Below are 15,328 nucleotides of genomic sequence, written 5' to 3' on the forward strand. Positions count from 1 at the left end.
CGCGAGATCATCTCATGGCCGCGCCGCGACTTCATCGAGATGCAACAGTAAGTCCGCTGGATCTTCATACACGCGCAACGCGCCGGAGCGCTCGAGTTCATCGCTGCCATAACCGCCCGACAGCAAGCCGACGCCGAGCGAGCGGCAACGGCGCGCGGCCAGCATGTCCCAGATGCTGTCGCCGACGACGACCGTATGCTCGATCGGCACGTTCAGACGCTCGGCGGCGGCGAGGAACAGATCCGGATCGGGCTTTGCGTACTTCACCATGTCGCGCGTAACGACCACTTGCTTCGACGGATCGACGCCCAATGCTTCGAGATTGACCTGCGCGGTTTCCATGCGCCCGCTCGTCGCGATGGCCCAGCGCGTGCCGGCGTTCGTCAACGCTTGCAGCAATTCGCGCGCGCCGGGCAGCGGACACACCTGCGCGCGCAGCCGCTTGTACGCCTCCGCATGCAACTGACGCAGCCGCTCGACGCGATCCGCGCTGATCTCGCCGTGCGTCTCGCGCAGTAACTGATTGGTGAAGAGTCCGCCGCTCATGCCGATCTTGCGGTGAATGCGCCACACCGACAATTCGATGCCCTCGGCGTCGAGCGCTTCTTTCCACGCGAGCACATGTTGATAGACGCTGTCGACGAGCGTGCCGTCGAGGTCGACTAGAAATGCTGTTTCGATGCGCATGGTCTGCTCCCTTTGATCGGGTTCGGGCGTGTCGTATCGCTTCATCATACGCACGATCGGGCGAACAGGCTGTTCCAGGTGCGATAATGGATGTTTGCGCCCGCGAGCCGGTTATATCGCGGAATCGCCGCATGAAGTCCCTGAATTTTGCATCAATTACGCATCACGGAGCCTATCTTGACCCGCATCGACAATCCCTCCCGCGATCACGAGGCAGGCGTGGCCGACTCCACGCAAGACACGACCCGCATCGACGATACGCGCATCGGCGCGGTGCGTCCGCTGATCTCGCCCGCGTTGCTGCTCGATGAACTGCCGGTCACGCCCGGCGTGCAGACCCTCGTCGAGGAAAGCCGCGCGGCCATTGCGAATATTCTGCATGGCCGCGATGACAGGCTCGTCGTCGTCATCGGTCCGTGTTCCATCCACGATCACGATCAGGCGATGGAATACGCAGAGCGTCTGAAGAAAGTGGCGTACGAACTGCGTAACGATCTCTTCATCGTGATGCGCGTGTACTTCGAAAAGCCGCGCACGACGGTAGGCTGGAAGGGCTATATCAACGATCCGCGTCTCGATGGCAGCTTCCGCATCAACGAAGGACTGCGCCGCGCGCGCGAACTGCTTCTCGACATCAGCGGCCTCGGTCTGCCTACCGCCACCGAGTTCCTCGATCTGCTCAGCCCGCAATACATCGCCGATCTCATCGCGTGGGGCGCGATCGGCGCGCGCACGACGGAGAGCCAGAGTCATCGTCAGCTTGCGTCGGGGCTTTCTTGTCCAATCGGCTTCAAGAACGGCACCGATGGCGGCGTGCAGGTTGCCGCCGACGCAATCGTCGCGGCGCGCGCGAGCCACGCGTTCATGGGCATGACAAAGATGGGCATGGCGGCGATCTTCGAGACGCGCGGAAACGACGACTGCCACGTCATTCTGCGCGGCGGCAAGAAGGGGCCGAACTACGACGCCGAAAGCGTCGCGGCGGCGTGCGGCGCGCTCTCCAAGCTCGGCCAGCGCGAACAGGTGATGATCGATTGCTCGCACGCCAACTCGAACAAGTCGCATCTGCGTCAGGTCGATGTCGCGCAGGACATCGCGCGGCAACTGGAGGCGGGCGAACGGCGCATTACCGGCGTGATGATCGAGAGTCATCTGGAAGAGGGCCGTCAGGATCAGAAGCCGGGCGTGCCGCTCAAGCACGGCGTATCGATCACCGATGCATGCCTTGGCTGGACGCAAAGCGAACCTGTGCTCGAACTGCTCGCTCAAGCAGTGAGAAAACGCCGCGCGGGGTGATGACAAAAACCGTGGGCGCGGCAAGGGAAGCGTTGCCGTTCGCCGCATTCACGGCGACGACGGGCGATGCATCGGAGTTCGATGATCGCGTGATGTGACAAGCCCCTACCGCGCCACCGCCGCATTCAGCGCATTGAGCAACGCCAGCGGATCGAATGGCTTCTTCAACTGAATCGACTTCGGCAATGCGCGACGCTCGTCCTCGCTGAGCGCGAGGTCGTAGCCCGTCACGAACACGACGCCCAGTCCCGGCGTTTTGCGGCACGCCGCGATAGCCAGTTCCACGCCGGACTGCCCGGCAAGATCCACATCCGTCAGCAGCAATTCGAAGCGATGCTCGCGCATGAGCGCCAGCGCTTCATCGACGCTGCCCGCTTCCGTCAGATCCAGCCCGAAGGTGCGCAGCAATTCGGCGGTGCTATCGCGCACGAGTTCGTTATCTTCGACGAACAGCACGCGCATTCGCGAGAGCGCATCGTTTTGCGCGACGCTCGGCACGCTGACATCGGCGCTGGCAGGCGCGCCCGCCGATGCCCTCATGCGTTGTCCCAGAACCTGCCGCACCTTGCGCGCCAAAGCCTCATGCGTATAAGGCTTGCTCAGCAGATCGATGCCTTCGTCGAGCCGCCCCGCATGCACGATCGCGTTGTCCGTATAGCCCGACGTGAACAGCACCGCGATACCCGGCACGCGTTCACGCGCCTTGCGCGCCATTTCGTTGCTGCGCAGCGGGCCGGGCATCACGACATCGGTGAAGAGCAGATCGACGGGCACGCCGCTTTCGACGATCGCCAGCGCGCTCTGCGCGTCCTTTGCCCGCAATACGCGATAGCCCAGATCCGCGAGCATCTCGACGACGGTCGCGCGCACTTCCTCATCGTCCTCGACGACGAGAATGGTCTCGCTGCCGCCCTTGGCCGGACCGGCATCGATGGTCGTTTCGATATCCTCTTCCTCGCGCGCGCGCGGCAGATAGATACGCACCGTCGTACCGTGCCCTTGCTCGCTGTACACCTTCACGTGGCCGCCGGACTGCTTGACGAAGCCGTACACCATCGAAAGGCCGAGGCCCGTGCCTTGTCCTTCGCGCTTGGTCGTGAAGAACGGTTCGAACGCGCGTTCCTGCACTTCGGGCGACATGCCCGAACCGGTGTCGGTCACGGCGACCATCACGTACTGGCCGGGCGCGACGTCGGCGTTGCGCATCGCGTAGGTTTCGTCGAGCGATGCATTGCCGGCTTCGATCGTGAGCTTGCCGTGACCGTTCATCGCGTCGCGTGCGTTGATCGCGAGATTGAGCAGCGCGTTCTCGACCTGGAATGGATCGACGAGCGTATTCCACAATCCGCCCGACACGATGGTTTCGATCTCGATGCCATCGCCGAGCGCACGGCGGAACATGTCGTCGAGGCCGCGCACGAAGCGGCCCAGATTCACGACCTTCGGCGCGAGCGGCTGGCGTCGGCCGAACGCGAGCAATTGCGACGCGAGATTCGCGCCGCGCGCGACGCCCGCGAGCGCGCTTCGCACGCGCTGCTCGGGCTTGTCCTGTCCGGCGACGTCTTTCGCGAGCAATTGCAGATTGCCGCCGATCACCTGCAGCAGATTGTTGAAGTCGTGCGCGACGCCGCCCGTCAGTTTGCCGATGGCTTCCATCTTTTGCGCCATGCGCAGCGCTTCTTCGGCGTGGCGCAGCGCGTCGGCGGTTTCGCGGTCGGATGTGACGTCGCGGCCCACGCCATGAATGCGCCGCGTGGCCGGATCGAGCGATACGGTCCACGCGATCCAGCGCCAGCCGCCGTCCGAACGGTTCATCCGGCATTCGTAGCGCACCGGCAAGCCGTTCGCGCGCAGCTTGCCGAGTTCCTCGGCGGCGGCGGGCGCGTCGTCGGGATGAAGGAGGTCCATCACCGTGTGCGAATGCAGGCGCTGCGAGTCGAAGCCGAGCACCGTCGTCCATGAAGGACTCACGCGCAGCAGCGCGCCCTCGAAGCTCGCGACGAAGAACAGATCTTCGCTCAACTCCCACAAACGATCGCGATCCGCGACGGCATCCGCGACGCGGCGTTCCAGCGTTTCGTTCAGATCGCGCAGCGCGTCCTGCGCCTTCGTGCGCTGGGCGATCTCGTCCTGCGCGGCCTGAAAGAGCCGTGCATTGTCGATGGCGATCGCCGCTTGCGACGCGATGCCCGTCAGAATGCGCTCCGAGCGCTCCGTGAAGACGCCCGGCTCGGGATGCCCGAAGAACAGCCCGCCGAGCACTTCGCCCGTGCGCGAGAGGACCGGCGCGGCGAGATAGCTGCACACGGCGAGATGGCCCTTCGGCATGCCGTGATGCGGCGCGTTGTGTCCATAGCGCGGATCTTTCGTGATGTCGTCCGAGCGCACGATGCCTTCGCCCGCGAACGTCGGACCGAATACGGCCGTGTTGCGCGGCATCGGAAATTTGGCGAACGTATCCTTCGGCACGCCCGACAGGGTGTAGAGCGTGTAGCTGCCGCCCTTGTCGTCGAGCACGTTGTAGAAGAACGAGCCGAAGGCGGCGCCGGTCAGCTCCGTCGCGGCATCGACGACGACCTGCACCGCGCGGCTCAGATCGAGTTCGCCCGCGACCGCCGTGCCGACGCGATTGAGAATCTCCAGCGTGCGCGATTCGTCGCGCAGCTTCTGTTCGGTCGCGCGACGCAGCCGCGCGAGCCGCAGATTGCTCGCCACGCGCGCGAGCAGTTCGCGTGCGGAAAAGGGCTTGGTCAGATAGTCGTCCGCGCCCGCTTCGAGGCCGTCGACGCGCGCTTCCTCGCCCGCGCGCGCCGAGAGCAGCACGACAGGCGTTTCGCGCAGCGCTTCGTCTTCGCGCAGCGCGCGCACGAGCGCGAAGCCGTCGAGGCGCGGCATCATCACGTCGGAGACGATGACTTCCGGTCGCACGTCGCGCGCGATCGCGAGCGCGGCTTCGCCGTCGGCGGCGACGTTCACGTCGTGGCCCGCCGCGATCAGCATGCGGCGCATGTAGTCGCGCAGATCGGCGTTGTCGTCGACGATCAGCACGCGGCCCGGCAACGCATTGGCGAGCGCCGGGTCGTCGGCCGCGTCCGCGCCGAGCGGCGCGTCTTCCTCGCTTTCGACGACCGGCGGCTCTCCGTCCGGCATCCAGCGCATGGCGGCATCGACATACGAGCGCGCGCGGATGCTCGCTTCGGCATGGGGCGCGGCTTGCGCATCGAACGCCGATTCGCGCGACGAGGGCAGCGTGACGGTGAAGCACGCGCCTTCGCCGAGCGTGCTTTGCACGCGGATCATGCCGCCGTGCAGCTTGACGAGCTCGTGCACCATCGCAAGGCCGATGCCGCTGCCTTCCACCGAGCGGCCCGCCGCGCCCGTCACGCGATGGAAGCGCTCGAACACGCGCGTGAGCTCGTCTTCGGGAATGCCGATGCCGGTATCGCGCACGCTCATTTCGATGCTGCGATCGGCGTTCGCGTGCAGCGAGATGCGGATGGCGCCATCGAACGTGAACTTGAACGCGTTCGACAGCAGGTTCATCACGATCTTTTCCCACATGTCGCGGTCGATGTCCGCGATCACCGGCGCCTGCGCGATATCGATCTCGAGGCGCAGGCCGGCCGTTTCGATCGCCGAGCGAAACAGCGACGCGAGCTCGGCGGTGAATACGGCGATATCGGTCGGCTGACGATGCATCTCGATGCGCCCGGCCTCGATGCGCGAGAAATCCAGCAGCGCGTTGACGAGCTTCAGGAGCCGCAGGCCATTGCGATGCATGATCTCGACGAGCCGCAAATCCTCGCGGCCTACGCGTCCGGGACTGGCCAGCAGTTCTTCGAGCGGACCGAGCATAAGCGTGAGCGGTGTCCTGAACTCGTGGCTGATGTTGGAGAAGAACGTGGTTTTCGCGCGGTCGATTTCGGCGAGCGCTTCGGCGCGGCGGCGCTCTTCCTCGTACGCGTGCGCATAGCCGATCGCCGCGCCGATCTGGCCCGCGACCAGATTCATGAACGCGCGATAGGCGTCGTCGAAAAGCCGATAGGGGTTCAACGCCGCGATCAGCATGCCCGCGCGGCCCGTCTCGCCCGAAGGCGCGATGGGCACGAGCACCGCGCTCGAAGGCGCGACGTTCCACGCGCCGGTCGGCAACGGCGCATCGACGAGGCGTTCGAGGTTCGTCACCACGCGCGCCTGGCCGTCGCGCAGCACGCTTTGAAACGGCCACAGCTCCGCGTGCGACGCATGCAGCGTTGCGGGCGCGGCGGCATGGCCCGGCGCGATGCCGCACGCTCCGGCGAGCGTCGCCATGTCGCCGCCCGGCTCGGCGATGTAGAGCAGCGCGAAGGGCATGTCGCGCGATGCGCCTGAGAGCGCGTTCATCGACAGTTCGCATGCCTCGCGCCACGAGCGCGCATCCGCCGCCGATGCGGCCAGCTCGCGCAGCACGTTAAGTTGACGTTCGCCGAGGACGCGCTGCGTGTCGTCGCTGTTCGCGCAGATGATGCCGCCCGCGCCGCCGCGGTCATCGGGAATCGGGCTATAGGAGAACGTGTAATACGTTTCCTCGGGAAAGCCGTTGCGCTCCATGATGAGGAGCTTCTGTTCGACGAATGTCCCTTCGATGCCCGCGAGCGCCGTGTCGAGCAGCGGGCCGATATCGTTCCAGATTTCGCGCCACACGACCGAGGTCGGCTGGCCGAGCGCATGCGGATGCTTGCCGCCGATGATCGACTTGTACGCGTCGTTGTAGAAGAAAAGCAGGTCCGACCCCCAGCCGACCCAGATCGGCTGGCGCGACGTCAGCATGATGCGGATGGCCGTCTTGAGACTTTGCGGCCAGTTTTCGGGCGAGCCGAGCGCGGTCTGCGTCCAGTCGAAACCGCGGATAAGCGCGCCCATTTCGCCGCCGCCCAGGAGGAAGCTCGGGTCGAGCCCGTTCATCCTCGTATCCGCGATCAGGTTTTCGGCTTTCATCGACGCTTGATCTCCTCGCCCGGCCTCTCGATGGGGCGATGCAGGTTTGTCAGGGACGCTGCCCGTCGTAGGGTTCGAATCGTTCATGTGCGCTTCCGGACGCGGGTGCGAACGATACCGGATTCTCGCACGGAAAACCCATTTTCTTGCAATGGCCGCACGCGCGTCAGCCCCGTCCTGCAAGGCGTTCGGGACAGTGCGGCACGGGATTTGCTGGACGTGTCGCTCAAATCGATAACGTGCGCGTGACCGTCAGGCGCCAGCATCACATCAAGCGAAACCATGTCCAGACCGATGCCTAAAGCCCCCTCGACATCAGGCGCAGGCGCGCACGAAGACTTCGATATCTACGCGTCGTATGTGGTGAATGCGACGGGCCTGCACATCGGCACGCTGAAGGTCGTGAGAAAGCGCGACAAGCGCGTGCTCTATCCGTTCGATGGCTGCGAGACCATCGGCCCGTTCGAATCGAGCGAGGACGCGCGGCGGGCGGCCGAAGCGCTCGGCCACCGCATCGTCGCCGCGGATCTCGCCAATCCCGAGCCATGATCCGCGCTCGCGCATTGTCCTATGACATGCGCTTTCGACGCAGGCGGAACGTCTCATCCCCGTGAGCGCGTCGAGGCTGCGAGCCGCGCGGTAAGAAGCCCCGGCGAGTCCACAGACGATCGGCAAGAATGGCCCGCGCGCTCGGGAAAACCCCAGCGCCGTCATCGTCCTAGGACATGCCAGGCAAGCGGCATGCGTCTGTATCTTGATCTCAAGGCGGTGCATGGCGCGCGAACTCGAGCGCAGCACCGGGTCCATGACGCATCCGGAAGACGACTATGAGTGACGTGCAACCATCCACGAGGCAGGGTCAACACGCGGCGCCCGATGAGACGCCCTCGCGCGCGCCGATACGACGCGCCATGGCCGCCTCGGCAATAGGCAATGCGACCGAGTGGTTCGACTACGGCATCTACAGCTACGGCCTGACCTACATTTCGGCCGCGCTCTTTCCCGGCAGCACCGCGCAAGCCACGCTCTTCGCCCTCGCCACGTTCGCGATTTCGTTTCTCGTGCGTCCGCTCGGCGGCCTCTTCTGGGGACCGCTCGGCGATCGTCTCGGCCGCAAGCATGTGCTCGCGCTGACCATCATCATCATGTCGATGGCGACGCTGCTCGTCGGCTTGCTGCCTTCATATGGAAGCATCGGCATATGGGCGCCCGTGGCGCTCGTCGCGTTGCGCATGATCCAGGGCTTCTCGACGGGCGGCGAGTATGGCGGCGCGGCCACGTTCATGGCCGAATACGCGCCCGATCACAAGCGCGGCTTTTGCGGCAGCTTTCTCGAATTCGGCACGCTCGCGGGCTTTTCGCTCGGCGCGTTCCTGATGCTCGGCTGCTCGGTGCTGCTCGGCAACGACGCGATGCACGCGTGGGGATGGCGCCTGCCGTTTCTCGTCGCGGCGCCGCTCGGTCTCATCGGACTGTATCTGCGCTCGAAGATGGAGGACACGCCGGTGTTTCGCGAATGCGCCGAAGCGGCGGAGCGAGAGCATCAGACGGGTGTGTCGTTGGGCGAACTGTTCGCGAGCTACTGGAAGCCGCTCTTGCAGCTCGGCGGGCTCGTCGTGGCGCTCAACGTCGTGAACTACGTGCTGCTCGCCTATATGCCGACGTTCATGAAGAAGGAGCTCGGCATGAGCGACAACCTCTCGCTGCTGCTGCCGCTCATCGGCATGCTGTCGATGATGGTGCTGCTGCCGTTCGCGGGCGCGCTGTCGGATCGTATCGGACGCAAGAAGGTGTGGTGGCTTTCGCTCGTCGGCATCTTCGTCGCGGCCGTGCCGATGTTCTCGCTGATGACCCATGGCATTGCCGGCGCGCTGATCGGGCTTGCGGTGCTGGGGCTGCTGTATGTGCCGCAACTCGCGAGCATCTCCGCGATGTTTCCCGCGATGTTCCCGACGCAGGCGCGGTATGCGGGGATGGCGATCGCCTATAACGTGTCGACGTCGATCTTCGGCGGCACCGCGCCGATGGTCACCGATTGGCTGATCGGACGCACAGGCAGCACGCTGGTGCCGGCGTATTACATGATGGGGGCTTGTGCGGTTGGCGCGGTTGCGTTGGTGTTCGTTACCGAGACGGTCGGGTGTTCGCTGCGCGGGCGGGGGATTCCTGGGGCCGGGACTGGTGCTGGTGCCGGGACGCAGCGGGACGATATGGCGCATGACGTGTTGCCCGAGCATCGGCATGCTTGATGTTTTTTTCGCCGGATCCCGTTTTCGCGTTGGACCATTAGCACAGGGGCAACGCTAATAAACCGAAAGCAAAACGGGATCCGGCGAAATCCACCGTAGAGAAAGCAAACCTCAGTGCGCCACTTTCACCTTATTGTTCCCACTCAAAACCCGCGCCTGCAGCAAGATCACGAGCAGTAGAAACGCACCGCGAATCACCGACTGCCAGTAGGCGGAAAGCGAAATGAACCCGAGCCCGTTCTCGAAGTTGAGCAGATTGAACACGAGCCCGAGCAACGCGACGCCCGCGACGGTCATCGCGATGGACCCATCGCCGCCGGTCAGCCGCGTGCCACCGAGCACGACCGCGGAAATCGCGAACAACTCCCATCCGACGCCTTCATTCGGCTGTCCCGCGCCGAACTGCGCGGCCAGAATCGCACCGGCGATGCCCGCAAGCAAGCCGCTCAGCGCATACACCATGACCAGCGTGCGGTCCACGTTCAAGCCCATCAGCCGCGACGCTTCCTCACTTCCGCCGATGGCGAGCGCATGCCGCCCGAAGCGCGAACTGCGCAGCGCGATCCATCCGGCAAACGCGGTCAGCGCCGACACGATGCCCGGTATCGGCAAGCCGAACAGATCGCCCTGACCGAATGCGGCGAAGTTCGAATCCGATGAAATGCCGACCGCGTCGTTATGCCCGAGCAGCAACGCAAGCCCATGCGCGCCGAGACTCGTCGCGAGCGTGACGATGAACGGCAGGATCCGCATATGCGTGATGACGAGCCCGTTGAGCACGCCCACCGCGAGTCCCGCGAACGAGCCGGCAAGCACCGCGGCGAGCCCGCCATGCGGGCTCGCCAGCGCCGACACCACGCTCGCGAGCGCGGCCACCGCGCCGACGGACAGATCGATGCCGCCCGTGATGATGACGAACGCCATGCCGATCGAGATCAGCAGGAACATCGAGTTGTATCGCCAGAACGACGTGATGTTGTACGCGTCCGCGAAATGTTCGTAACGCATGACGCCGAGCACGAGCAGCGCCGCGAGCGCGATGAGAATCGGCAAGTTCTTTTTCATGTCGACGTTCAACCTCGCTTGCGTTGCACGTACACCGCGACGATGATGATCGCGGCCTTCAGCACCAGCGCGGCGGCATCCGGAATGCCGTGCGCGAGCAGCGTATAACGCAGCAACTGGATGATGAGCGCGCCGATCAGCGTGCCCGTGATATACGCCTTGCCGCCCGTCAACGCGGTGCCGCCGACCGCGACCGCCGCGATCGCATCGAGCTCCACGCCGAGACCGACGACATTCGCATCCGACGACGAATTCACCGAGATCGAAATCAGCCCAGCTAGCCCGGCGAGCGCCGCGCATACGGTGTACGCGATCATCTTCACGCGCGCGGTCGGAATGCCCGAGAGATACGCGGCGTCCTCATTGCCGCCCGTCACGAGCAGGAACTTGCCGAACAGCGTCTTGCGCACGATCCACGTAAAGAGTGCGACGAGCACGAGCATCAGGAGAATCTGGAACGGCACGCCCGCGATCTTGCCGAGCGCGATCCATTGAAACGCGGGATTCGTGAACGCCTGAAGGCTCCCATCGGTGACGACTTGCGCGATGCCGCGGCCCGCGATGAAGAGCACGAGCGTCGCGACGATCGGCTGCACGTTCAGTCGCGTCACGAGAAAGCCGTTGAAGACGCCGCATAACGCGGCGGCGACGATCGGCAGCGTGAACGCAAGCACGATGCCGAGCGGCCCGTCGATGTTCATGAAGAGCATCGGCGCGAGCGCACCGGCTATCGCCATCGACGCGCCCACGGACAGGTCGATGCCGCCCGTCGCGACGACGAGCGTCATGCCGATGCCGACGATCACGATCGTCACCACTTGCGTGAGATTCACGTTGAACGTCTGCAGCGAAACGAAGTGCTGCGTGAAGATCAGATTGAAGACGATCATCGCGAGCAGCACGGCGACTTCGCGCTGAATCGCCACGCCACGCTTCTTCTTTGCCGATGCCTGCACGATCGGCGCGGCCCGTTGCGTATCATCGATCATGTTTCGCTTCCTCTACCGCCTCGGCGAGCGTCGACTCGGCGCCCGCGCCATACGCGATCGCATCCATGATCGACGCCTCGTTCATCTGCGCGCCGTCTAGTTGTGCGACCGTTTCGCCGTCGCGGATCACGACTGCGCGATCCGCCACTGCCGTGAGTTCTTCCAGTTCCGATGCGGACAGCAGCACCGCCATGCCGGCATCGCGCAATTCGCGCACGATCTTCGCGACGTCGGCTTTCGCGCCCACGTCGATGCCGCGCGTGGGCTCGTCGAGCAGCAAGAGGCGAGGGTGCGTCGCGAGCCAGCGCGCGAGCAGCACCTTCTGCTGATTGCCGCCGGAAAGTTCGCGTATCGGCTGATCGGGCGAGCGTAGCTTGATGCCGAGCGATTCGATGAAGCCATCGACGATCTCGCGCTGCTTCGCGACATCGACGACGCCGCGTTTCGTCAGCGCAGGCAGGCAGACGAGCGTGAGGTTGTCGCGCACGGAAAGCTCCGGCACGATGCCTTCGGCCTTGCGATCTTCCGTCAGATACGCGACGCCGCGCGCGATCGCATCTTTCGGCGATTTGAACGATGCTGGCTCGCCGTTTATATCGAGCGTTCCTTTCGCCGGGCGATCCGCGCCGAAGAGCAGGCGCATCGTTTCCGTGCGGCCCGAGCCGAGCAGGCCCGCGAGGCCGACCGCTTCGCCCGCGTGAACATCGAGCGATACGTCCGTGACCTTCGCGCCCGCCGCGAGCCCTTGCGCCGCGAGCGCGACCGGACCGCGCTTCGCGAGATTCGCTTCCTTCACCGCGCTGTCTTCATGCACGACGGCGGCGAGCGTGCGGCCGAGCATCGTCGTGACGAGCTTCAGCTTGTCCATCTGCTGCATCGTGTTTTCGGCGACGGTCTGGCCGTCGCGCATCACGGTGACGCGATCGCACAGCGCATAGAGTTCATCGAGCCGATGCGAGACGAAGATGACCGCGCGCCCGTCGTCGCGCAAGCGGCGCACGACGGTGAAGAGCAGCTCGACTTCGCGCTCGTCGAGCGAGGACGTCGATTCATCCATGATGACCATCTTCGCATCCGACGACACCGCGCGCGCGAGCGCGACCATCTGCTGAATCGCGGTGGAATAGTCGCGCACGGGCTTTCTCACATCGATACGCAATCCGAACGATTCGAGCAATTCGCTCGCACGCCGTTGCACTATCTTCCAGTCGATGAGACCGAAACGGCGCGGCTCGCGCCCGAGAAAGATGTTTTCCGCGACGGAGCGGAAAGGCACGAGATTGATCTCCTGATAGATCGTGCTGATGCCCGCTTCGCGCGCTTCCTTCGGCGTGCGGAAATCGACTTCGCGGCCATCGAAGCGAATCGTGCCCGCGCTCTTGCGATACGCGCCCGTGAGAATCTTGATGAGCGTGGACTTGCCCGCGCCGTTCTGGCCGATGAGCGCGTGCACTTCGCCCGCTGCGACGGTCAGGCGCGCGCGCTTCAACGCAGCGACGCCGCCGAACGCGATATCGATGTCCTGCATGTCGAGAAGGGGAGTCTGAGCCATGCGTGATATCCGTCGAAATGAAAAAGCGAGCGCCTCCGATCAGACGCCCGCAAGTCACACACACACTTCGCTCAGTACCCGTACTGCATGCTTGCGTCGACGTTGCTCTTGTCGTAGAAGCGATCCGAGACCTTCACCCACGGCGGCACCGTTTCGCCCTTCGCGTACTTCTGCGCGACGTCGCATGCGAGCGGTCCGAAGAACGGGCTGGATTGCACGCTCGCGCCGAGCTCGCCCGCCTTGATCGCTTCGAGGCCGCCCTTGGTGCCGTCGATCGTCACGAGAACGATATCCTTGCCCGGCTGCTTGCCCGCCGCCTTGATCGCCGCGATCGCGCCGAGCGCCATTTCGTCGTTGTGCGCGTAGACCGCGGTCACGTCGGGATGCGCCTGCAAGAGCGTCTCCATCACCTGACGGCCCTTGTCGCGCGCGAAGTCGCCGCTTTGCGACGCAACGATCTTCATGCCGGGATTCTTCGCGATGACATCGTCGAAGCCTTTCTTGCGATCGTTCGCGGCGGACGCGCCCGTCGAGCCTTCCAGCTCGATGATGGTCGCCTTGCCGTTGGTCGCCTTCACGAGCCAGTCGGCGGCGCGCTGACCCTGATCGATGAAGTCCGAGCCGATGAACGTGATGTAGTCCTTGCCCGCCTTCGCCATCGACTGATCGATGTTGCGGTCGACCAGAATCACGGGAATGCCCGCTTTCTTCGCCTGCATCACGACCGGCACGAGCGGCTTTTCCTCGCGCGGCGGGAAGACGAGCAGATCGACGTGCTGCGCGATCATGCTCTGGATGTCCGAGACCTGCTTCGCCGCGGAACTGTTGGCGTCGGTCATGACCATCTGCCAGCCGCATTTCGCCGCGATGTCCTTGAAGCTCTTCGTCTCCGCGAGACGCCACGGATTATTGCTCTCGGTCTGCGCAAAGCCGACCTTCAACGGCTTCTTGTTCGGGATCTTCGGCAGGCCGTCGTCGGCGGCGTGGGCGGCGGTGAAGCCGGCCGCGAGCGTGAGTGCGGTCAGGGCGGTCAGTGCGGCAGCGAGCGGGCGCAGGCCCAGGCGCGATTTCTTATCTAATGACAGCATGTCTTCCTCCATTGAATGGTTAGGCTTTTTCTAATGACGCCGATGCTTGGTGTTGCCCGGTCTGCCTGCTGCGAGAGTCAAACTGCGTACCGCGTTCCGTGCGAATGCGGCGATTGCTTCAGCGCATTTCATTAACGATCAATCGCTAATATTATTAATGGCCAACTGTTTCGCCTCGGTGTTTTCCGCGACGGAGCCGCGCTCGATCAGCGGTCCGTCCAGCTTCACGGTGCGACGCCGAACGGGCGCGCCCGCGGCCCGGTTCTCTTCTTCCTGCAGCAGCGTCTCGACCGCCCAGCGCCCTAGCTCATAGTTCGGCAGCACGACGGTCGAAAGCGGCGGATGCGTATGCCGCGCGATTTCCTGATCGTCGTAGCCGAGCACGGATACATCGTCGGGCACGCGCAGTCCGAGTTGCTTCAACGCCTCGATCGCGCCGAGCGCCATCAGGTCGTTCGCGCAAAAGATCGCGGTCGGCGGATTCGGCTCGCGCATTAGCGAGAGCGTCTGTTCGAAGCCGGTGTCGGGACTCCAGTCGCCTTCGCGCACCAGTTCCGGCGCGAACGGCAGATCGGCTGTGGCGAGCGCGGTCCGATAGCCCTTCAGACGATCGCGCGCCGCGTCCTGCCACGGCTCGCCGTTGATATAGCCAATGCGCTTGTGCCCCGCGGCCAGCAGATGATCCGTCGCGGTGTGCCCGCCCGCGACTTCCGCCGGCACCACCGAAGACACGCTCGCATCGCTCGTGTAGCAGTTGAGCAGCACGGTCGGCACCTTGGCGAGCACGGCCGGCAGCGTGACGCGGCGGGTATAGACCGTCGCGTAGATCACGCCGAGCACGTTCGGATTGCCGAGCGTCGCGTCGAGCACGCGCGCCTCGATCTCCGCATTGCCGTGCGTCGAATAGACGGCGAGCATGCGCCCGTTGGCGAAGGCCGCGTCCCGCGCGCCGTCGATGCTTACGACCGGATGTGGGCTCGTCGAAATTTCGTCGGCGAGATAGACGATCAGATTGCGCTCGCGCTGGCTATCGAGCGCGGCGACCGGTTCGCGCTGCGTCATGCGATAGCCGAGATCTTGCGCGGCGCGCAGCACCTTGTCGCGCGTGGTGTCGGAGAACTTCGCGCCGCTTGCGTTGTTCAGCACGAGCGAGACCGTCGATTGCGAGACTCCGGTGAGCTTCGCGATGTCGGTCATCGTCGGGCGGCGTTGCGTGGATTTTTTCATTGTGCGTGCCGCGCCGGGCGGCTGAACTCTGCGCGAAACCTGTCTCGCGGGCCGGAGAAACTTGCCACTAATATTAGTGATGAACGACGCGGAAAGCACGTTTTTATTGGTCATTTCTGCTCAGGGTTTTCACTGGTTATTACTAATAATATTGACGAGCGGATTACACGCATGCGATTCTGTTTTCGCACTCGCAAC

10 protein-coding genes are annotated in these 15,328 nt (G+C 64.4%); 3 read left to right on the plus strand and 7 right to left on the minus strand.

Translation table 11 applies throughout. The annotated features are described in order from the left end of the window. Nucleotides 1-12: 12 nt before the first annotated feature. Nucleotides 13-687 (minus strand): HAD family hydrolase, encoded by a 675-nt coding sequence (locus QCE58_RS19255; protein ID WP_309780076.1) that lies wholly within the window; start codon nt 685-687, stop codon nt 13-15. 177 nt (nt 688-864) lie between these two features. On the opposite strand from QCE58_RS19255, the gene QCE58_RS19260 reads away from it, so the two are divergent. Further along, nucleotides 865-1,983, plus strand: a complete 1,119-nt coding sequence (locus QCE58_RS19260) for a 3-deoxy-7-phosphoheptulonate synthase (RefSeq protein ID WP_284502609.1) — start codon at nt 865-867, stop codon at nt 1,981-1,983. Nucleotides 1,984-2,088: 105 nt separating this feature from the next. On the opposite strand, the gene QCE58_RS19265 is transcribed toward QCE58_RS19260, so the two are convergent. After that, complete coding sequence (locus tag QCE58_RS19265; protein ID WP_250522252.1) at nt 2,089-6,960, minus strand: response regulator; 4,872 nt, start codon at nt 6,958-6,960, stop codon at nt 2,089-2,091. A 294-nt stretch (nt 6,961-7,254) separates the two neighbouring features. On the opposite strand from QCE58_RS19265, the gene QCE58_RS19270 reads away from it, so the two are divergent. Both QCE58_RS19270 and QCE58_RS19275 read left to right on the plus strand, forming a co-directional pair. Further along, nucleotides 7,255-7,509, plus strand: a complete 255-nt coding sequence (locus tag QCE58_RS19270) for a DUF6723 family protein (RefSeq protein ID WP_008347724.1) — start codon at nt 7,255-7,257, stop codon at nt 7,507-7,509. A gap of 278 nt (nt 7,510-7,787) precedes the next feature. After that, nucleotides 7,788-9,209 carry an MFS transporter gene (locus QCE58_RS19275; protein ID WP_008347726.1) on the plus strand — a complete coding sequence of 474 codons (1,422 nt, stop codon included), beginning with the start codon at nt 7,788-7,790 and terminating at the stop codon, nt 9,207-9,209. A gap of 111 nt (nt 9,210-9,320) precedes the next feature. On the opposite strand, the gene QCE58_RS19280 is transcribed toward QCE58_RS19275, so the two are convergent. From QCE58_RS19280 to QCE58_RS19300, 5 genes are all read right to left on the minus strand, one after another. Beyond that, nucleotides 9,321-10,274, minus strand: a complete 954-nt coding sequence (locus QCE58_RS19280; RefSeq protein WP_309780080.1) for an ABC transporter permease — start codon at nt 10,272-10,274, stop codon at nt 9,321-9,323. A gap of 8 nt (nt 10,275-10,282) precedes the next feature. Continuing rightward, complete coding sequence (locus QCE58_RS19285) at nt 10,283-11,263, minus strand: ABC transporter permease (protein ID WP_008347730.1); 981 nt, start codon at nt 11,261-11,263, stop codon at nt 10,283-10,285. Then, nucleotides 11,253-12,815 carry a sugar ABC transporter ATP-binding protein gene (locus tag QCE58_RS19290; RefSeq protein ID WP_008347732.1) on the minus strand — a complete coding sequence of 521 codons (1,563 nt, stop codon included), beginning with the start codon at nt 12,813-12,815 and terminating at the stop codon, nt 11,253-11,255. Before QCE58_RS19290 ends, QCE58_RS19285 begins: the two co-directional genes overlap by 11 nt. A 71-nt stretch (nt 12,816-12,886) precedes the next feature. Continuing rightward, nucleotides 12,887-13,903 (minus strand): ABC transporter substrate-binding protein, encoded by a 1,017-nt coding sequence (locus tag QCE58_RS19295; protein WP_008347733.1) that lies wholly within the window; start codon nt 13,901-13,903, stop codon nt 12,887-12,889. A gap of 138 nt (nt 13,904-14,041) precedes the next feature. After that, nucleotides 14,042-15,130: a LacI family DNA-binding transcriptional regulator gene (locus tag QCE58_RS19300; RefSeq protein ID WP_008347735.1), complete on the minus strand. Its 1,089-nt coding sequence runs from the start codon at nt 15,128-15,130 to the stop codon at nt 14,042-14,044. Nucleotides 15,131-15,328: the final 198 nt, after the last annotated feature.

Source organism: Caballeronia sp. LZ028 (genome assembly GCF_031451415.1).
In the GTDB taxonomy this organism is placed as follows: Bacteria; Pseudomonadota; Gammaproteobacteria; order Burkholderiales; family Burkholderiaceae; genus Caballeronia; species Caballeronia zhejiangensis.

What these genes read in the sequence shown, in the direction of transcription:
- QCE58_RS19280 (WP_309780080.1), bottom strand. Translation starts at nt 10,274, where the DNA reads ATGAAAAAGAACTTGCCGATTCTCATCGCGCTCGCGGCGCTGCTCGTG.
- QCE58_RS19290 (WP_008347732.1), bottom strand. Translation starts at nt 12,815, where the DNA reads ATGGCTCAGACTCCCCTTCTCGACATGCAGGACATCGATATCGCGTTC.
- QCE58_RS19265 (WP_250522252.1), bottom strand. Translation starts at nt 6,960, where the DNA reads ATGAAAGCCGAAAACCTGATCGCGGATACGAGGATGAACGGGCTCGAC.
- QCE58_RS19285 (WP_008347730.1), bottom strand. Translation starts at nt 11,263, where the DNA reads ATGATCGATGATACGCAACGGGCCGCGCCGATCGTGCAGGCATCGGCA.
- QCE58_RS19255 (WP_309780076.1), bottom strand. Translation starts at nt 687, where the DNA reads ATGCGCATCGAAACAGCATTTCTAGTCGACCTCGACGGCACGCTCGTC.
- QCE58_RS19295 (WP_008347733.1), bottom strand. Translation starts at nt 13,903, where the DNA reads ATGCTGTCATTAGATAAGAAATCGCGCCTGGGCCTGCGCCCGCTCGCT.
- QCE58_RS19300 (WP_008347735.1), bottom strand. Translation starts at nt 15,130, where the DNA reads ATGAAAAAATCCACGCAACGCCGCCCGACGATGACCGACATCGCGAAG.
- QCE58_RS19270 (WP_008347724.1), top strand. Translation starts at nt 7,255, where the DNA reads ATGCCTAAAGCCCCCTCGACATCAGGCGCAGGCGCGCACGAAGACTTC.
- QCE58_RS19275 (WP_008347726.1), top strand. Translation starts at nt 7,788, where the DNA reads ATGAGTGACGTGCAACCATCCACGAGGCAGGGTCAACACGCGGCGCCC.